Raw genomic sequence first — 17,542 nt, 5'->3', positions numbered from 1 at the left:
TTTTCGGTGAAAAATCCCATAATGGTTACTAGAAACCTCGGAGCTGAAAGCTTCGCTAAATGGGGGATGTAGGATGGAAATGAACCTAGCGGATATGCTCAGTTATGCCGATATCCATGAATTAGGCCGAATTGCTCATACCTACGAGTGTGAGTGTAATGGTCATTCGAAGAATGAATTGATTCAATCGATTTTGAGCACAGCGCTCCGCAGAGAGATTTTCGAGAAGCATATTCAAGGCTTAGCTTTGGAGGATATTCGGTTTTTGAATTCGCTGCTTTTCGATCCTCGCAATGCTTTCAGTATTGAAGAACTTGTCGCTAGAGTTCAACAATCAAGATTTCAGAAGGAGGATTCGGAGGAATGGAATCCCCGGGATATGATCATTAAATTCAAGAAACTTGGATGGTTGTTTAACGGCTATTCACAGCAAACGAAGTTTCTGTTTCATGTCCCGCAAGATCTGAAGCGTAGATTTAGTGATGTTCTAACCGGTCAGTTCAAACAAAGCCTGAAAACAACAAATGAACCTAATGTATATCGTGATGAGCAATTACTTATCGTCGATGACATCTTTCATTTCTTGACGTACATCTCTCAAGAGCAGGAAATACCACTCACAGCGGAAGGGTCTATGTACAAAAGACAGCTTCAACAAATTCTCAATCGATTATCGGTTCAAGAAGAAATGGTATCCAAAGGGACATGGCGATTCGGCTATGGCCGCATGTTTAAAGAGTATCCGAACCGGTTTTCTTTCATCTATGATTATTGTTATTACAGACAACTGATTAGTGAGCATTCACAAACACTTCGATTAACAGAAGAGGGAAAAGCGCGGCTGGTAGATGGTAAGAAAGAAAACCTAGCAGAAGTGTATAAGTTCTGGCTGCGGCTTTATAAAAATCCGATTCCGAATGTTCAAAGCATTGTGGCCTGGATAGACCGTCTAAGTGGGCAATGGGTGACCATGACATCACTAGGAGAAGTGCTTTGTAAGCTTGTTAAACCATTCTATTATGATAGTTCTGAATCGATCGTGGAACAACGTATTCTACAAATGATGATGCATCTGGGCCTGATTCGGATCGGGGAAGATCAGGAGAATGGAGCTGTCATTCAAGTCACCAAGATCGGAACGAAAGTGATTCAAGGAACATTTGTAGCTGAAGAAGATAAGGTTGTCCTCTTTCTGGATAAAGAAAGTATACGGTTCAAAGAAGACGTCAAGTAGATAGGTAAAGACACATTCCTATTGAATCGGGCGATTGAAGGAAGCGCTAATGTGCCGAGTGAATATGATGAAGTAGGGGCATACACAAGGGGTTGGCATACACCAAGAAACAGACTAACATGTTTTTGCGAAAAAGAAGCTCCTGACAAACCGCGGACAACATTTGGAGGTAGGTCTCATGGGAAAAATGAATGTATCTAACGATGCGCTGCTGGCACTTTTCGCGGAAATGGTTTGGGATAATGCCATACGCAAATATAAAGAAGAAAATCTCTATAAAGAGATTGACCGCGCTTTAGCCAAGGGAGATCAAACTACGTTCCTAGCTCTTACATCTGAGCTTAAAACCTTACAATCTTTGGGTTAAATACTTATTTGGTGGCGGCTATAAACACGTAAAAGAAGGGCATGTGAATCTTATTCACGTGTCTTTTTTGCTGCAAATCTGGTGAAAAAAGAACTAATTCGACGACCCACGCGTCCATTTATAAGAGCATAATATCAAAACATAAGGAGACAACGAATGAAAAAAATGATAAAAAATCCCCGTATTCGGAAAGTAATGACATCCGTTCTTTTGATCACAGGTCTAATTGTAGGAGCTGCGTCTGTGTATGCCGCTTTTCTATATAACAAGTTGAATCAGACGCTGGATCATATTGCTGCGCCTGAAGCCACTAAAGCATCAAATTTAAATGGAGAAAGCTTTGTACCTGTTTCGCAAGCAACCAATCCCATCGAAAAGCCGCTAACGTTCCTCCTAACGGCAATAGATGAGCGAGAAGGTAATGAGGGATCGCTGAATACGGATGTCATGATGCTGTTCAGTATTAATCCGAAAACGCATCAAGGTACGGTGGTATCCATTCCAAGGGATCTGGAGATCGAAGCAGATAAGTCGGGGTTAGACGCATCCCATAAAGCAAATTATTTCTATGCTTACTATTACAATAAAAATAGAGACACGGCCCTTCGTGAAACTAAAAGACTGTTCAGTGATGTTTATCAAGTTCCAATTGATTATTTGGCTGTTATTAATTTTGAAGGCTTTCGGAAGCTCATCGATCAATTAGGTGGAATGACCGTCGAAGTAGATATGGATATGCGTTATCAGGACGATAGTGACGGAACGGATATTCATCTGAATAAAGGAATACAGCAGTTGAATGGCAAACAAGTGTTGGATTTTATCCGTTACCGTAAATCCAATTTAGGTACTGCAGAATCCTCTGATATGGAGCGGAATCAAAGAGAACAGCTAGTACTTAATCAGTTATTAGATCAACTAACCACTTTGAATGGGTTGACCGCTTGGGCGGGTGTGCTTGATATCATTGGAGGATCCATAAAGACGGATATTCCAGCCGATGAGCTTCGTACATTTACGAAATCCTACCGTGACTTGAAGCCGGCAACCGTTCGCTACATCCAATTAAAAGGCGAATGGGAGAGTCCCTATCTGGTTGTGAAACAGCAAGATCTGGAGGAAGCGATTGGAGCGTTGCGTGGTCAACAATCGAGTGAGCAAATTGACAGTCAGATAAGGACGGATTAAAGTACAAGATGAGATTCATGACATTACATAGCATGCATACATTTGGCAAACAATAGGGGAGGACGATTCGGTGAAGTTTAATGATATATCAGCACAAGATTGGCCAGAATTGAAACCGTATTTGGACACGTGTTTACTTCCATTGACGGGGTTGACGGGGTTTGAAGATCCTGCACAAGTGACAATCGCGTTAGAACAGCTTCGAGATGCACTGGAAACGATTGAAATTCCTTACAAGGGCAGAGTAGTAACCTATCCAGCGCTTCACTACATAACGGGTACGGATATGAGAGAACAGTTGAATGCCATCTCACTTCATTTAAAAAGAATGGGGTTCCGTTATGTAATCGGTCTTACCATACATACAGAAGCAGTACTTTGGAAAGCAGAGCAAACGGATTTGCTGATTGCTGTCGATATGGAGCAGTGGACGAGTCAATCGGAACTAATCAAATCAAGTATTTCCAAACAAGTACAAGAATTATGGCAGCAGAACGATTAACTTTAAACAGATAAGCGTATTAATGGAAAAAAAGTTGTGCAGGATAAGGGGAGAAATTAATTTCTATAGCTTCCAAAAAGTTGTGACAATTTCGTTAAAATTTGTCCGATGGCTGAGATTTCAACCGATGAAAAGGAGTTATGGATTCTTGACGACCTAGTAGACGTAGGCTATTATTAGTAATGTCCTAGTTATGTAGTGTAATGTCGAACGACACGTGATAGAGGTAACTGACGTCCGAGAGGGTTCGGACTTCGGCCAATGTAGGAGGGTAGACCTGAGAATGAGTGATCATAACAATCACAAAGAAGAACAGCATGGGAAGAAACCCGGGACCAAACGCGAAATGTCTCGTCGACAATTTCTTTCTTACACCCTTGGTGGCGCTGGAGGATTCATGGGAGCCGGGATTATTATACCGATGATACGGTTTGCTATTGATCCTGTCCTTCAAAAGAAAAGTGCTGCGGATTGGGTTAAAGTTGTCGAAGAAAGTAAAATTACAAATGTTCCACAAGCGTTTACGTTTCAAGTTCATCAGGTAGATGGCTGGTACGAAAGCGATGCTGAACTGGTTGCATGGATTTCCAAAGACAGCGGCGGCAAGCTCTTTGCGTTGAATCCAACTTGTAAGCATCTTGGATGTACAGTCAACTGGAACGATAATCCTGCTTACAAAGATCAGTATTTCTGTCCTTGTCACGGTGCTCACTATACGCAAGATGGTAAGAACCTTGCAGTAGCACCAAAGCCTTTGGATGAGTACACGACCAAAGTAGAGAATGGTTTCGTTTATGTGGGACAACTACATGCTAACACAAGAGTATAAGGAGGCGTCAGCATCAGATGTTTAAAAACGTATACAACTGGATTGACGAACGTCTTGATATTACGCCAATGTGGAGGGATGTAGCAGACCACGAGGTTCCAGAGCACGTAAACCCTGCTCATCATTTTTCCGCTTTCGTATATTGCTTCGGCGGATTGACGTTTTTCATTACAGTCATTCAAATTTTGTCAGGTATGTTCTTAACTATGTATTACACACCTGATATTATCAACGCGTATGCCAGCGTTGACTATTTACAACATAAAGTGGCTTTCGGTGTTATTGTCAGAGGTATGCACCACTGGGGAGCCAGCTTAGTAATCGTGATGATGTTCTTACATACCCTGCGCGTGTTCTTCACAGGCTCTTATAAAGCACCCCGTGAAATGAACTGGGTTGTAGGCATGTTGATTTTCTTCGTTATGTTAGGTCTTGGTTTTACCGGATACCTGCTACCATGGGATAACAAAGCGTATTTCGCTACACAAGTAGGTATGAAGATCGCAGCAGCGGTACCGTTCGCGGGACCATATATTGAAACATTGCTGCAAGGTGGAAGCATTGTTGGCGCTCAAACATTGACTCGTTTCTTTGCCATCCACGTATTCTTCCTGCCGGGCGTTCTGCTAGCTTTGCTTGCTGGACATTTCTTCATGATTCGCAAACAAGGTATTTCCGGACCGCTATAATTGAAAGGAGGGTCAATGCGTGGCGCATGGTCATAAGTCTGACGAAAAAATCGTTTATGTGGGAGATTCCCGCGTAATAAAGAAATCACAAGAGCAACGACTGATTCCTAAAGATTATTCTGCATATCCGGGGAAATCAGAAGCGTTCATACCAAACTTCTTGTTGAAAGAATGGATGGTTGGTGTAGTCGTATTGGTCGGTATGCTAGTACTGGTCATGTCGGATCCAGCTCCGCTAGGATATCCTGCGGATCCTAAGAACACAGCGTTCATTCCAATGCCGGATTGGTATTTCTTATTCATGTATCAATTATTGAAATACCCATATACATCAGGAGATTACGTTGTTCTTGGTGCGGTTGTAGTACCTGGTTTACTGTTCGGCGGCTTGCTGCTTGCTCCTTTCTTGGACACAGGTAAAGAGCGTCGTTTCTACAGAAGACCGATCGCTTCAAGCTTGATGATTTTATCTCTTATCGCTTGTACGTATTTGACGTACACATCTTGGTCTCATTACCAAGTAGAACTGAAAGAGAAAAACATTGTTCCAGAACACATTAAGCGTGAGGAAGAGATGCACGCGAACAAAGGTGCTGCTGGTGGCGGCGGTGCTAAGGAAACGAAGAAATCTGCAGCTATCGTTGCAGCTGATGATCCTGGTGCTGAGATATACAAGAAAGCAACTTGCTTATCTTGTCACGGTGCTGGACTTAAAGGGATGCCTGCTTCTGGTGTACCTGCCTTACTTGGTGTTGGTGATAAGCATCCACAAGATGAGATTCTTGGCATTATCAAGAATGGTAAAGGCAATATGGGTAAGCAATATCAAGCTAACATTGATAAAGGCTTAAGTGATGCTGATATTAATAAACTTGCTGAATGGTTATCCAAACAAAAAGCTCAATAAAAAAGGAAACCTGATCGCGAGAGCGGTCAGGTTTTTTTAGATAAGTTCGCACAAGAGGAGGAGCTTACTTGCAGCAAGGGTTGTCCGTTTCCTATTTTTGGAGCAAGGATTTTCTGCTCAGCAAAAAGATGTTGTGGGCGTTTTTCATTTCAAACCTTTTAGGTACAATTTATGGCTATGAGTGGTATTGGGCACAAATGGTCGATACGATTGCTAATTATCCTGTTTGGTACGTATACTTTGTTCCCGACAGCCCAACAGCCAGCTTATTTTTCACTTTATCAATCGGTTTCCTGCTTATGAACCGTTCTTTGGACCAGCAACCCAGTAAGCTTTATCGAGCTATTCGCGGGTTTGTTGAAGCATTCGCATTGATTACTTCATTTAAATATGGCATCTGGGCGGTTGCCATGATTTGGACAGGTGCGTGGCAGGGTGTTCCAGTCGGCTGGGATGGTTGGATGCTGACAGGTTCCCATTTGGCAATGGCTGTGGAAGCGCTGCTATTCGTTCGATGGTATAGGTACAGGCTAACGGCTATTATCATTGTTGCCATCTGGACATTTTGGAACGATTTCATGGATTATGAAAAAGGTGTTTTTCCAAGATTACCTGATGTACTTGTGGACAATTATTTAAGTAACATCGAATGGTTCACAGTAGGCTTAAGTATGACTGGCATTTTGATAGCAGTTGTATGCCTGCTTATCCGCAAGAAAAGAAGTACATAACCGCATAGCAGCTGGTCTAAATTGGGACAAACCTCCATATGATGATGGTGAAGGAGGGGATGTCCCATGTTTAATTATTCCGGTATGAAATGGTTAACGACCACACTTCTGCTTGCAGCCGTTATAAGTATAAGCTCGGCTTGCGGAGTTAGCACGAGTACAAACGGACAAGCCGCTAAGCCAATAGATCCTGAACAAGTAGAGCGGATAGCGTTTTTGAACCAAATTGCCGATGATATGTACAAACAAACCATGGATGGTCAAGTCACAGAAGCGAGAAATAAACTGATGCAAATGTCTGATCAGATTCCTAAGATTCATTTCGAGGGGATTACATCTGTTGAGGGGTTAAATGCTTTAACGGAGACGATTACACAAGCGAAAAGGGTCTACAATGCCGCAGCTTATTCACCGGAAGAAGGGCAGGTCGCTGTCGCCAAAATTCGTCTAGCCACCGATGCGTTAACACATAAGAACCAGCCTATGTGGCTGCAATATTATAAAGTGCTGCAAAATGATACAAATAACCTAACCGAGGACGTTAAAGCGAATAAACAGAAGGAGGCGTTGGCGAATTTCGGTAAGCTGTCGCAGCATATTGCCATCATTCATCCTTCCTTGCTGATTAGCCGAGATGCCGCTTCCGTCGAAAAGCTTGATTCGCTGCTCGCTTTTATCCGAACAAATTTGAATAGTCAGCCTATGTCGACTCGACAATCGGAATCAGGGCTTGACCATCTAAATCACGTTTTGGATGATTTGTTTCTGAAGAACAAGGATGCGATCGCTTTCGTGCCCATTACTGACCCTAGACAGCCAATCATCTGGTCGTTAGGTATTGGTCTCATTATTGTCAGTGTGCTATCCTTCGTGGGATGGAGAATGTACCAATCAGGACGACATATTGTTCCGGTTAAGCAAACGAGAGAAACTGAAAATAGGTGAAACATAAAAGTGGGTCGAGCAAGCTTATATAGCTGCTGGACCCACTTCTTGCGTTACTTTTGTTTGAATCCTTCACCAATAACATCATGCACATCACCAATTATGATGAATGCGCTAGGATCCATTGAATGAATGAGTTCACGAAGCCTTCTGGTTTCGTGACGATAGACGACGCAATAAACAACTTCCTTATTGTTGCCGGAGTAGGCACCTCTAGCTGGGAATAAAGTCACTCCTCTGTCTAGTTCCGTCGTAATGGCTTGTGCTAACTGAGATGCTTGATCGCTAATAATGGTAAACGCTTTGGCCGCGTAAGCGCCCTCGGAAATATAATCGATGAGACGAGAGCTTACGAAGACGGCAACAAGTGAATATAAGACCTTCTCTTTTGGTAAATAGATTAACGAAGAGCCAATGACGATAACGTCAATAATGAGGATGACTTGTCCAACACTCCAGCCTCTCTTCTTATTGCCGATATGAGCCAAGATATCAGAGCCACCCGTAGTGCCACCGAAACGGAAGACAAGTCCTAGTCCAGTTCCGAGTGTAATACCTGCATATAGAGTCGCTAGAAAGTAATCCTGAGTGGTATGAAAAGGGATCAGCCATTCTTTTCGAATGAGCAGCTCCATGATCCATAGAAAGAAAGACAATGAGACGACACCGAAGATGGTGTAAAGCATCTGTCCTCTTCCAAAATTTTTCCATCCGATATAAAACAAAGGAATATTAATTAACAGCGTAGATAGGGAAGGTGGCACGTTTAGTACATATTTGAGCAGCAAGGAAACACCTGTAACCCCGCCCTCCATTAACTCATTGGAAATAACAAAATAGTGCAAACCAAACGCATAAATAGCAGTACCGATCATAATTGCAACAACATTCGTAAATCGATCAGCAAATCGTTCCTTAAATCTCATTCCTGTTCCTCCACATACTTGATGGTATCGCCAAAAAAATTTGTCAACTTTTCTTCTATAGTTTAACATAGTGATGATAGCTCAGTGAAGATGATGGAAAGAAGGGTGAACATGTCTGAACGAACTCTTAAAGATATACAACAAGAGGTTGACACTTATATTTCCCAGTTTAAGGAAGGATATTTCAGTCCTTTAGCTATGCTGGCCAGAATGTCAGAGGAAGTTGGTGAATTAGCTCGAGAGGTGAATCACACATACGGTGAAAAGCCCAAAAAAAGCACAGAAGAAGACAATTCAATTGAGCTCGAACTCGGTGATATTCTTTTCATAACCATCTGTTTCGCGAACTCTTTGGGCATTGATTTGACGGAAGCACATGATAAAATCATGCATAAATTCAACACGCGGGACGCGGGTCGATGGACCAAAATTAACACCGAAACTACATAACCTTCATAAACTATACCATCCCCAATAACGGGAGACTCGATTTCGGGTGGAGGAGGATGGGCAGATGAATGGAGAAACTCAAATACAGAAAGCGTACGAATCCATACTTGGTCATGATTTTGAAAAAGCCATTGAATGGTTTGAAAAAGCGATAGCTGAAGAACCAAACAATGCTGCCTATCACTACAAGTTATCGATTACTTTCGCAAGAAGTAACAAATTGTTTAAAGCCATTGAGCATGCTTCAAGAGCACTAGAGTTGGTTAAAGATAATGAAGTTTATCGTTATCATCTGCAAGTCCTGCATGCAAGAGAATTAGTTGAACAAGCACAAAAACAGCTAAGTGCCGAGTCTGAGCATGGAGAACGCGCGATTTTCTTACTAAAAGAAGCGATTACTCTTGATCCTCTGGCTATTGAAGCGTATCTTATTCTAGGAGAAGCTTTTGCTTTGCGAAAGGATTATGGGAGAGCCTATCAAACCGTTATGGAAGCGGTGCGTTTGGAGCCTCACCATGAAATTGCGAAAAAGCATGCGGCGCTCTATCAACAAAAGATGAAATTATAGGCTTAAAACATACAAAAAGGAGATATTCTCAACATGGATCGTAAAATTCGAGTAGCCGTTATTGGTGCAAGTGGAAGAATGGGGCGAGAGGTCGTGAAGACCGTTCTCACAGAGTCCGATATGGAACTGGTGGCGGGGGTTAACCGCTCCTCTGGCCCAATTGATTTGGGAAGGATGGTAGGATTTGAAGAATGTGGAGTTACAATGAGCAATGATTTGGAGCAGGCTCTAACAGAATCCAGGCCAGACGTTTTAGTAGATTTTACAGGACCGCAAACTGCGGTTTCACATACAAACTTGGCTATTCGCCTAGGAATTCGCCCAGTAATGGGAACAACAGGATTTACGCCGGAAGCTATTGCTGAGTTGGACAAGCAGTGTCAAGAAAGTGGAATTGGCGGAATCATAGCTCCGAATTTCTCAATTGGGGCTATACTTATGATGAGATTTGCGGCTCAAGCATCTAAATACTTCCCTAATCTTGAAATCATTGAGTATCACGGGGATCAAAAGCTGGACGCGCCTTCAGGAACGGCAGTGAAAACCGCGGAACTTATCTCCGAAGTTAGAGGAGAGTTGCGTCAAGGTAATCCGAATGAAGAAGAAACAATTGAAGGTTCGCGCGGCGGGTATTACAATGGATTTAGAATACATAGTGTTCGACTGCCTGGAGTCTTTGCTCAGCAGGAAGTGATTATGGCGGAACAGGGCCAAGCGCTCAAAATTAGACATGACTCCTATGATCGTGCAGCCTATATGCCGGGCGTTGCGATTGCTGTACGTAAAGTGATGACATATAGCGGAATGATTTATGGATTCGAGCATTTTATAGATTAAAGAGCCCTAGGGGAGTGGAAGACAAGATGTTAAAGATAGCGTTAATTGCCCATGATCGTAAGAAGGATGAAATGGTGAACTTCGTTACAGCGTATGAACATGTATTCGAGGGTCATAAGTTATATGGAACAGGTACGACAGCACAGCGGATTATGGATGGCACGAAATTAGACGTACATCGATTTATGTCAGGTCCTCTTGGGGGAGACCAGCAAATTGGCGCAATGGTAGCTGAAAATGAGATGGATTTTATTATTTTCCTTCGAGATCCATTAATGGCTCAACCACATGAACCGGACATTATTGCTCTGCTGCGTCTTTGTGACGTTCAGGGAATTCCTTGCGCTACGAATGTAGCAACAGCAGAACTACTTGTCAGAGCGCTTGATCGCGGTGATTTCGGTTGGAGAGAGTTAGTACATAAATATAAGCCAGGTATTGAATAAGATGAGCGAATCTCTCGATATTCTTATATTTGGCGCACATGCAGATGATGCTGAAATTGGCATGGGTGCCACCATTGCCAAACATACCAAGCGTGGGCTTAAGGTTGGACTTTGTGATTTAACCTATGCCGAAATGTCCTCTAATGGCACAGTAGAAACAAGGATCGAGGAGGCTGAACTGGCTGCGAGTATTCTAGGCGTGAAGGTTCGTACGAATCTGGGACTACCGGATCGAGGATTATTTGCCACACAGGCAAATATTGAGCGTATTACGCAAGAGATTCGTAAATTTAAGCCGAGAATCGTATTTGCACCCTACTGGCAGGATCGGCATCCAGACCATGTTGCCTGTTCGGGGTTGGTTCAGGAAGCTGTTTTTAACGCTAAGCTTCGCAAGTATTTGCCTGATTCTGAGCCTGTGAACGTGGAGCAGATGTACTTTTATTTTATAAATGACGTTTACGAAGCTGATCTCATGGTGGATGTAACCGATTGTTACGATGAAAAAATTACAGCATTGAGCGCTTATCGCTCACAATTTATTACGGGTCAAGGTACGGTAGCCACGCCCTTAAATCAAGGCTATATCGAACGAGTTGAAGCTCGAGATCGCATATTAGGTCAAAAGCGCTTGTTAACTTATGCAGAAGGTTTCGTTTCTAAGCTGCCCTTAGTGGTAGATCGATTCGTTTGATCGGAAAAGAGGTGCATGATGAAAGATAAACTTAAGATTGGAATTACCTGTTATCCGACTTTAGGTGGTTCAGGTGTTGTCGCTACTGAACTTGGCAAGCTGCTTGCCGAAAAAGGACACGAGGTTCATTTTATTACTCACAGTATGCCTTTTCGTTTGGGTAAATTTCATAAAAATATTTTTTATCATGAAGTGGAAGTCAGTCAATATTATGTCTTTCGGTATCCGCCTTATGACCTTTCTCTCGCCAGCAAATTGGCACAGGTCGCCAAGATGGAAGAGTTAGATTTACTACATGTTCATTATGCCATTCCTCATGCCGTATGTGCACTTCTGGCGAAACAGATGGTTGGTAGTAATCTCAAGGTTGTCACGACACTCCATGGAACGGACATAACCGTTCTGGGACAGGATCAATCGATTTCCGACTTAATTCGTTATGCTATTAATGAAAGCGATGCGGTTACAGCGGTTTCGAAAGATTTAATTAAAGAAACAAGAGAATTATTGGACATCGACCGTGACATTGATCTAACTTATAATTTCGTCGATAAACGGGTGTATTACCCTCGTGATATTACGAAGCTTAGAGGCGAGTTTGCCCGGCCGGAAGAGAAGATTCTGATTCATATTTCTAATTTCAGGCCTGTTAAACGTGTGCAGGATGTTATTGATATTTTTGCAAAAGTCAGCAAGCAGATTCCGTCACGTCTTTTGTTCGTGGGAGAAGGTCCTGATTTATCCAAAATGATTTCTAAGGTAAAGGAACTTGGCCTTACAGATAAGGTAACGTTCTGTGGAAAACAGGATGACGTAGCGCAGGTGATTTCCCTTGCCGACGTGATGCTGCTTCCTTCTGAAAAAGAGAGCTTCGGTCTTGTCGCCCTAGAAGCGATGGCATGCGGGGTGCCAACGATCGGCTCCAATGCCGGCGGGATTCCCGAGCTCATTACGCACGGTGAAACCGGCTATTTAGCAGATGTTGGGGATACGGATAAAATGGCCGAACATGTCATTAACTTGCTTAGTAATCAAGTATTGTACGAACAAGTGGCGCAGAATTGTTTGACTCGTGCTCGGCATACATTTTGTAATGATATAACTACGGTTCAATATGAGGAAATTTATTATCGCGTGCTGGGAAGAGAGCTTCCAGAATCTCATCGCATTACAGCTTCGTCCTGTCAATAAGAGGATGTTAGCAGGTTAGGAGTAACATGTCGGATGTTGTTAAAATAGAAGTAATAGATCGTGGTGCTTCCTTAGTACTCTCTAAGCTTACAGAAGCTGGGTATGAGGCGTATCTTGTAGGTGGTTGCGTTCGTGATGCTGTGCTAGGCCGACCGATTAAGGACATCGACATTGCGACGTCAGCATTGCCGGAGCAGGTTATGTCTTGTTTCCCGCGGACGGCGCCGACAGGGCTGCAGCACGGCACGGTAACCGTCATCCTGTCACAGGGGACCTATGAGGTGACGACGTTCCGGAAGGAAACGGAGTATGAGGGCTTCCGCCGCCCAACCTCTGTCGAATACATTTCGGATTTGACAGAGGATTTGAAGCGGCGCGATTTTACGATGAACGCTATGGCGATGGACGCGGCGGGCGTTGTATTGGATCCTTTTGCAGGGCAGAAGGATCTGGAACTAGGTGTGCTGCGCTGCGTAGGGGCTGCAGAGGAGCGATTCGGCGAAGATGCGCTGCGCATGCTTCGCTGTGTTCGTTTTGCCTCGACCTATGGACTGGAGGTCGAATCAAGCACTTGGCAAGCGCTGCTTGCGCAAGCTCCGCTGCTGCGCCATATCGCTATGGAGCGCGTGCGCAGCGAGCTGCAGCGCATGATCGAAGGCCCAGCCCCCGCACGGGCTGTGCGGTTACTGCTGGCGAGCCGCCTCACGGCGCACCTCAAAAAGCAGCTGCCGCTGCCTTTTGAGCGCTGGCTCGCATGGGATGACGCGCTGGACGCTGTCAGCGCGCTGGAAGGGCAGCATGACCGCTGGGCCATGCTGCTGATGCTTCTGGAGATGCCGGCGGACACGGTCCGCACGGCGCTCCAGGAGCTGACCTTCTCCCGCGCCGATTGCGAAGCGGTCGTGGCGGTGTTGGCGCTGCGCGAGGCTGTGGCCGCGCAGCTTACGAGCGGTGCTTCGCAGAACGCCGCGTTAGCGCTGGTGCAGGACCCGGCTCCGCTGGAGCGGGTCTGGAAGCTTGGCGCGGTGCGCCGCGGCGAAGCCGCTGCCCGCGCTTTGCTGCGGCTGCTGAGCGTGCTGCCGCAGAGCCCTGAGCAGCGCGGCGAGCTCGCGCGCTTCTTGCAGACCGCCGCGCCAGAGCTGCTGCGCCGCGGGGATGCTTGGCTGAAGGAGGTTCCCTGCTTCAGCCTGAAGGAACTCGCCATATCCGGCACGGATTTGGCGGAAGAGCTTGGCCGGCAGCCGGGCCCATGGATGGGCATGCTGCTGCAGCAGCTGCTTGAACGAACCGCGCTCGGTGAAATCCCGAACGAGCGAGAATCACTTTTACTTGCCGCGCGTGCTGCGAAGTAGCAGCGCAGCGCGGTTTTTTTTATAATTTGAATGATGATATTATGGGTGTATCCGTCCACTCGACCAATGTTGCATTTTCTACAACAATTCACACACCAATAGGTATTTCGCAACTTGAAGTTGCAGTTTGTACAACATTTCAAGCCCATTTGTTGGGAAATGGCTTATATTGGACCAAATTGTTGTACATTGTACAACAGATTATAGAATAACACGGATTTACCTCCAAAATGTTGCACGAACTACAACAACTGCAGGATTACAGATGAATCATCATCCAAATAAATTCCCGATAGATCGTGAGTGAAATCGTATGAACAAACGTATATTAGAGCTGTTCCAAGAGTTCCCGGAAACTTACGTTTCCGGCGAGGAAATCAGCCGACGACTTAACGTTAGCCGCACCGCGATCTGGAAGCATATTGAAGAGCTTCGATCGGCAGGCTATGAATTTGAAGCTGCGCCTCGTAAAGGGTACCGATTGTTGAGCAAGCCTAATTCATGGCAAGTGAACGAATTGTTGAGCGGATTGAAAACCAAGGTTCTTGGCCAAAAAATCCATGTTTACGGGGAAGTCGAGTCTACACAGACGATAGCACACGCTCTCATTGCATCAGGTGCTCCTGAAGGCACGATTGTTTTGGCAGAGGCACAGACAGCGGGAAGAGGCCGAATGGGGCGCACGTGGCATTCTCCGGCCGGTAAAGGGATCTGGATGAGTCTTGTGTTAAAGCCGCGTATTCCGGTCTATTTCATGCCTCAATTAACACTGCTAAGTGCGGTAGCGCTTTGTCGCTCCATCCAGAAGGTGTGCCAGGTAGACATCGGGATTAAGTGGCCTAATGATCTTCTAATTAAAGGGAAGAAAGTAAGCGGCATCTTACTTGAAAGCAGTGGGGAAGATGAACGGCTCAAGTATGTGGTTGCAGGGTTTGGCATCAGTGTAAATTTGAAAAGGGAAGATTATCCCGAGGAACTTCGGAATATTGCGACCTCACTTGCGATTGAATCGGGCGCTGACATCCCAAGAGAAAGTTTGGTACAAGCTTTTCTTTTAGAGTTTGAAGATCTCTATGCGCTATATATGGAGAAAGGCTTTGCCCCAATCCGTTTGCTATGGGAGGCTCTCAGTGTAACTTTGAAGCGTCCAATCCGTACGCATACACCTTCAGGAGTCATTGAAGGCATCGCTGATTCGTTGGATGATTCAGGTGCATTAACGGTAATAACGCAAGCTGGAGAGAAAATAAAGATATATTCCGGAGATATTGAACTGAAGTAAAGGTATCAAATGGAAGCAACATTTGGTATAATAGCAAGACAAGGCGGTATCCTTAAAGGAACTGCACTTGCAGCTTGACGTTGGTAGTTTGTTTACAAAGGAATAGGACTTGAAACAAGATGTTGGATTCTGCTCTGAGCCTTATGGGACCGAGACAGAGGGATCATTGGATTCTTTCTGCATGCGATCCTTTTAGCTCTTAGCTAAAAGGTTTTTTATTTTATATGAGGAAGCTGGGATAACAATGGAACAACGTAAGCCGCTTACGACAGCTAAGATGAGAAAAATGAAGCAAGATGGCGTTCCCATTACCATGGTAACTGCTTATGATTATCCCTCAGCCCGCTTGGCGGAAGAGGCTGGCATTGATGTCATCCTTGTAGGAGATTCTCTGGGGAATGTAGTACTAGGCTACGATTCAACCCTTCCTGTCACACTGGATGATATGGTTTACCAGACGCGAGCCGCGGTGCGTGGAGCTTCAAATACGTTCATTGTAGCGGATATGCCTTTCTTGACGTACCATGGAAGCTTGGACTCAACATTTCGTGGTGTTGCCCGATTAATGCAAGAGGGTGGAGCAAAGGCCGTTAAGCTGGAAGGCGGAGCTGAGATTGCAGCAACTGTCAAAGCGATCACGGAGGCCGGTGTGCCGGTCGTCGGACATTTGGGTTTAACTCCGCAATCCGTACATCAACTTGGTGGATTCCGTGTACAAGGACGCAGCTCCGAACAAGCGGAAAAACTGCTCAGTGATGCTAAAGCTCTTGAGGAAGCGGGAGCTTTCGCTGTGGTCTTAGAGCTGGTGACTGATGAACTAGCCGAGTGGATAACAAAGCAGCTATCGATTCCTACGATTGGAATTGGTTCTGGGATTCATTGCGATGGCCAGGTACTTGTTTATCATGATCTTCTCCAGTATGGTTCTGACAGTGCTGCCAGAAAGTTCGTAAAGGCATACGCGAATATAGGGGAAACTATTCGTGCAGGTATTGGGGAATATGTGAAAGAAGTGAAAGCACGGGCATTCCCTGCACCAGAGCATACGTTTCATATGGACAACGATGTTGTTGAATACTTATATGGCGATAAGGAGAAGTGAGAGGCATGGAAGCGATCCAGACAATGGAAGTAATTCATTCAATTGCTGATTTGCGTTCTCGCATAAGGGACTATCGACGCAAGAACGACCAATCTGTTGGGTTTGTACCCACAATGGGCTATTTACACGAAGGCCATGCTAGTTTGCTACGCAAAGCACGTGCTCAAAGTGGATTTGTCGTGCTAAGTATATTTGTTAATCCGCTCCAGTTCGGTCCAGGTGAGGATTTCGAGCGATACCCGCGCAATACGGAGCGGGACCTGCAATTAGCTGAAGCCGCAGGCGTTGACCTAGTGTTCATGCCATCAGTGAGCGAAATGTATCCGTCACCGACACGCACTACGGTCAGTGTGACAGGTCTTACCTCCAGACTTTGCGGAGCATCGCGGCCTGGACACTTTGACGGGGTCGCAACTGTCGTTAGCAAGTTGTTTCATATTGTTCAGCCTGATCAAGCCTTTTTTGGCCTGAAGGATGCCCAGCAGGTTGCTGTCATTGAGCAAATGGTGCAGGATCTCAATCTCGGCATCGAGATTGTTCCATGTCCTATATTGCGTGAAGCGGACGGGCTCGCTATGAGCTCGCGTAATGTGTATCTATCTGAGGAAGAGCGTAAGGAGGCTTTAGTTTTGTCTCAATCCTTACAGAAAGCAAAGGCATTTGTGGAATCACATACAACTTTCACACCGCAGGAGCTTGAAAGCTTGGTTAGCCAACATATTGCTACTTCATCTTTAGCCATCATTGACTATGTAGAGGTACTAGCTTATCCGACATTAGAACCCTTTGAAAATAGCCATCATACTCCTTCTATTATCATTGCTTTGGCTGTCAAATTCGGCAAAACGCGTTTGATCGATAATTTAATTTTACAAGTAAGGAAGTGACTTCCATGTTTCGAACCATGATGAAAGCTAAAATCCACCGGGCAACCGTTACGGAAGCGAATTTGAATTATATCGGAAGTATTACGATTGATGAAGATTTGATCGATTTGGTTGGTATGTTGCCGAATGAGAAAGTGCAAATCGTGAACAACAACAATGGTGCACGTCTCGAAACTTATATTATTCCGGGGCCGCGCGGCACAGGTGTGATTTGTTTAAATGGGGCTGCGGCTAGGTTGGTTCAGACCGGTGATACGGTTATTATTATTTCTTATGCGATGATGACCGATGAAGAAGCGAAGAAGCATCAACCAACGATTGCCATTATGGGTGATAATAATAAAGTTGCGCAGCTTCTCAAAGAAGAAGAGCATTCCACCATCCTTTAAGAGGGATCACTTCCATGCATGAAATC

At 44.8% G+C, this 17,542-nt stretch carries 21 protein-coding genes; 20 read left to right on the top strand and 1 reads right to left on the bottom strand.

The window, feature by feature from the left end; genetic code table 11:
- The first annotated feature begins 79 nt into the window (after nt 1-79).
- The 9 genes from GC098_RS11850 (at nt 80) to GC098_RS11810 (ending at nt 7,392) form a co-directional block, all read left to right on the top strand.
- Complete coding sequence (locus GC098_RS11850; RefSeq protein WP_171643547.1) at nt 80-1,234, top strand: hypothetical protein; 1,155 nt, start codon at nt 80-82, stop codon at nt 1,232-1,234.
- A gap of 178 nt (nt 1,235-1,412) precedes the next feature.
- Nucleotides 1,413-1,601: an IDEAL domain-containing protein gene (locus GC098_RS11845; protein ID WP_047674234.1), complete on the top strand. Its 189-nt coding sequence runs from the start codon at nt 1,413-1,415 to the stop codon at nt 1,599-1,601.
- Nucleotides 1,602-1,757: 156 nt separating this feature from the next.
- Nucleotides 1,758-2,789 carry an LCP family protein gene (locus GC098_RS11840; protein WP_171643368.1) on the top strand — a complete coding sequence of 344 codons (1,032 nt, stop codon included), beginning with the start codon at nt 1,758-1,760 and terminating at the stop codon, nt 2,787-2,789.
- Between the two features lie 70 nt (nt 2,790-2,859).
- On the top strand, nt 2,860-3,291 hold the full coding sequence (locus tag GC098_RS11835) for a DUF2487 family protein (protein WP_171643367.1): 432 nt from the start codon (nt 2,860-2,862) through the stop codon (nt 3,289-3,291).
- A gap of 283 nt (nt 3,292-3,574) precedes the next feature.
- Nucleotides 3,575-4,120 carry a QcrA and Rieske domain-containing protein gene (locus GC098_RS11830; protein WP_171643366.1) on the top strand — a complete coding sequence of 182 codons (546 nt, stop codon included), beginning with the start codon at nt 3,575-3,577 and terminating at the stop codon, nt 4,118-4,120.
- Between the two features lie 17 nt (nt 4,121-4,137).
- The gene (gene qcrB, locus GC098_RS11825) at nt 4,138-4,809 is read left to right on the top strand and encodes a menaquinol-cytochrome c reductase cytochrome b subunit (RefSeq protein ID WP_029193037.1); all 672 of its coding nucleotides are present in this window, start codon (nt 4,138-4,140) and stop codon (nt 4,807-4,809) included.
- 19 nt (nt 4,810-4,828) lie between these two features.
- Nucleotides 4,829-5,716, top strand: coding sequence for a menaquinol-cytochrome c reductase cytochrome b/c subunit (locus tag GC098_RS11820; RefSeq protein WP_171643365.1), 888 nt, complete (start codon nt 4,829-4,831; stop codon nt 5,714-5,716).
- A 68-nt stretch (nt 5,717-5,784) separates the two neighbouring features.
- Complete coding sequence (locus tag GC098_RS11815; RefSeq protein WP_246358565.1) at nt 5,785-6,447, top strand: DUF1405 domain-containing protein; 663 nt, start codon at nt 5,785-5,787, stop codon at nt 6,445-6,447.
- 66 nt (nt 6,448-6,513) lie between these two features.
- Entirely contained in the window at nt 6,514-7,392 is an 879-nt protein-coding gene (locus tag GC098_RS11810; protein WP_171643364.1) for a sporulation protein YpjB, read from the top strand.
- Between the two features lie 53 nt (nt 7,393-7,445).
- On the opposite strand, the gene GC098_RS11805 is transcribed toward GC098_RS11810, so the two are convergent.
- On the bottom strand, nt 7,446-8,318 hold the full coding sequence (locus GC098_RS11805) for a YitT family protein (protein ID WP_171643363.1): 873 nt from the start codon (nt 8,316-8,318) through the stop codon (nt 7,446-7,448).
- A 111-nt stretch (nt 8,319-8,429) separates the two neighbouring features.
- Between GC098_RS11805 and GC098_RS11800 the strand changes: the two genes are divergently transcribed.
- The 11 genes from GC098_RS11800 (at nt 8,430) to panD (ending at nt 17,516) form a co-directional block, all read left to right on the top strand.
- A complete protein-coding gene (locus GC098_RS11800) occupies nt 8,430-8,768 on the top strand; it encodes a nucleotide pyrophosphohydrolase (RefSeq protein WP_029193041.1) in 339 nt (112 codons plus the stop codon).
- Nucleotides 8,769-8,832: 64 nt separating this feature from the next.
- Nucleotides 8,833-9,336: a tetratricopeptide repeat protein gene (locus GC098_RS11795; protein ID WP_171643362.1), complete on the top strand. Its 504-nt coding sequence runs from the start codon at nt 8,833-8,835 to the stop codon at nt 9,334-9,336.
- 33 nt (nt 9,337-9,369) lie between these two features.
- A complete protein-coding gene (gene dapB / locus GC098_RS11790) occupies nt 9,370-10,173 on the top strand; it encodes a 4-hydroxy-tetrahydrodipicolinate reductase (RefSeq protein WP_171643361.1) in 804 nt (267 codons plus the stop codon).
- Between the two features lie 26 nt (nt 10,174-10,199).
- The gene (locus GC098_RS11785; protein WP_171643360.1) at nt 10,200-10,619 is read left to right on the top strand and encodes a methylglyoxal synthase; all 420 of its coding nucleotides are present in this window, start codon (nt 10,200-10,202) and stop codon (nt 10,617-10,619) included.
- Nucleotide 10,620: 1 nt separating this feature from the next.
- A complete protein-coding gene (bshB1, locus tag GC098_RS11780; RefSeq protein ID WP_171643359.1) occupies nt 10,621-11,313 on the top strand; it encodes a bacillithiol biosynthesis deacetylase BshB1 in 693 nt (230 codons plus the stop codon).
- 18 nt (nt 11,314-11,331) lie between these two features.
- A complete protein-coding gene (bshA, locus tag GC098_RS11775) occupies nt 11,332-12,504 on the top strand; it encodes an N-acetyl-alpha-D-glucosaminyl L-malate synthase BshA (RefSeq protein ID WP_171643358.1) in 1,173 nt (390 codons plus the stop codon).
- Between the two features lie 26 nt (nt 12,505-12,530).
- A complete protein-coding gene (locus GC098_RS11770) occupies nt 12,531-13,856 on the top strand; it encodes a CCA tRNA nucleotidyltransferase (protein ID WP_171643357.1) in 1,326 nt (441 codons plus the stop codon).
- 313 nt (nt 13,857-14,169) lie between these two features.
- Nucleotides 14,170-15,138 carry a biotin--[acetyl-CoA-carboxylase] ligase gene (locus tag GC098_RS11765; RefSeq protein ID WP_171643356.1) on the top strand — a complete coding sequence of 323 codons (969 nt, stop codon included), beginning with the start codon at nt 14,170-14,172 and terminating at the stop codon, nt 15,136-15,138.
- Nucleotides 15,139-15,382: 244 nt separating this feature from the next.
- Complete coding sequence (gene panB, locus GC098_RS11760) at nt 15,383-16,240, top strand: 3-methyl-2-oxobutanoate hydroxymethyltransferase (protein WP_171643355.1); 858 nt, start codon at nt 15,383-15,385, stop codon at nt 16,238-16,240.
- 23 nt (nt 16,241-16,263) lie between these two features.
- Nucleotides 16,264-17,127, top strand: a complete 864-nt coding sequence (gene panC, locus GC098_RS11755; RefSeq protein WP_171643545.1) for a pantoate--beta-alanine ligase — start codon at nt 16,264-16,266, stop codon at nt 17,125-17,127.
- Between the two features lie 5 nt (nt 17,128-17,132).
- Nucleotides 17,133-17,516 (top strand): aspartate 1-decarboxylase, encoded by a 384-nt coding sequence (gene panD / locus GC098_RS11750; protein ID WP_171643354.1) that lies wholly within the window; start codon nt 17,133-17,135, stop codon nt 17,514-17,516.
- The last annotated feature ends 26 nt before the right edge of the window (nt 17,517-17,542 follow it).

Origin of the sequence: Paenibacillus phytorum (assembly GCF_013141715.1) — a bacterium.
GTDB classification, from domain to species: domain Bacteria; phylum Bacillota; class Bacilli; order Paenibacillales; family NBRC-103111; genus Paenibacillus_E; species Paenibacillus_E phytorum.
The sequence above is the reverse complement of the archived record's forward strand: the minus strand, read 5'-3'. Positions and strand labels throughout refer to the sequence as shown.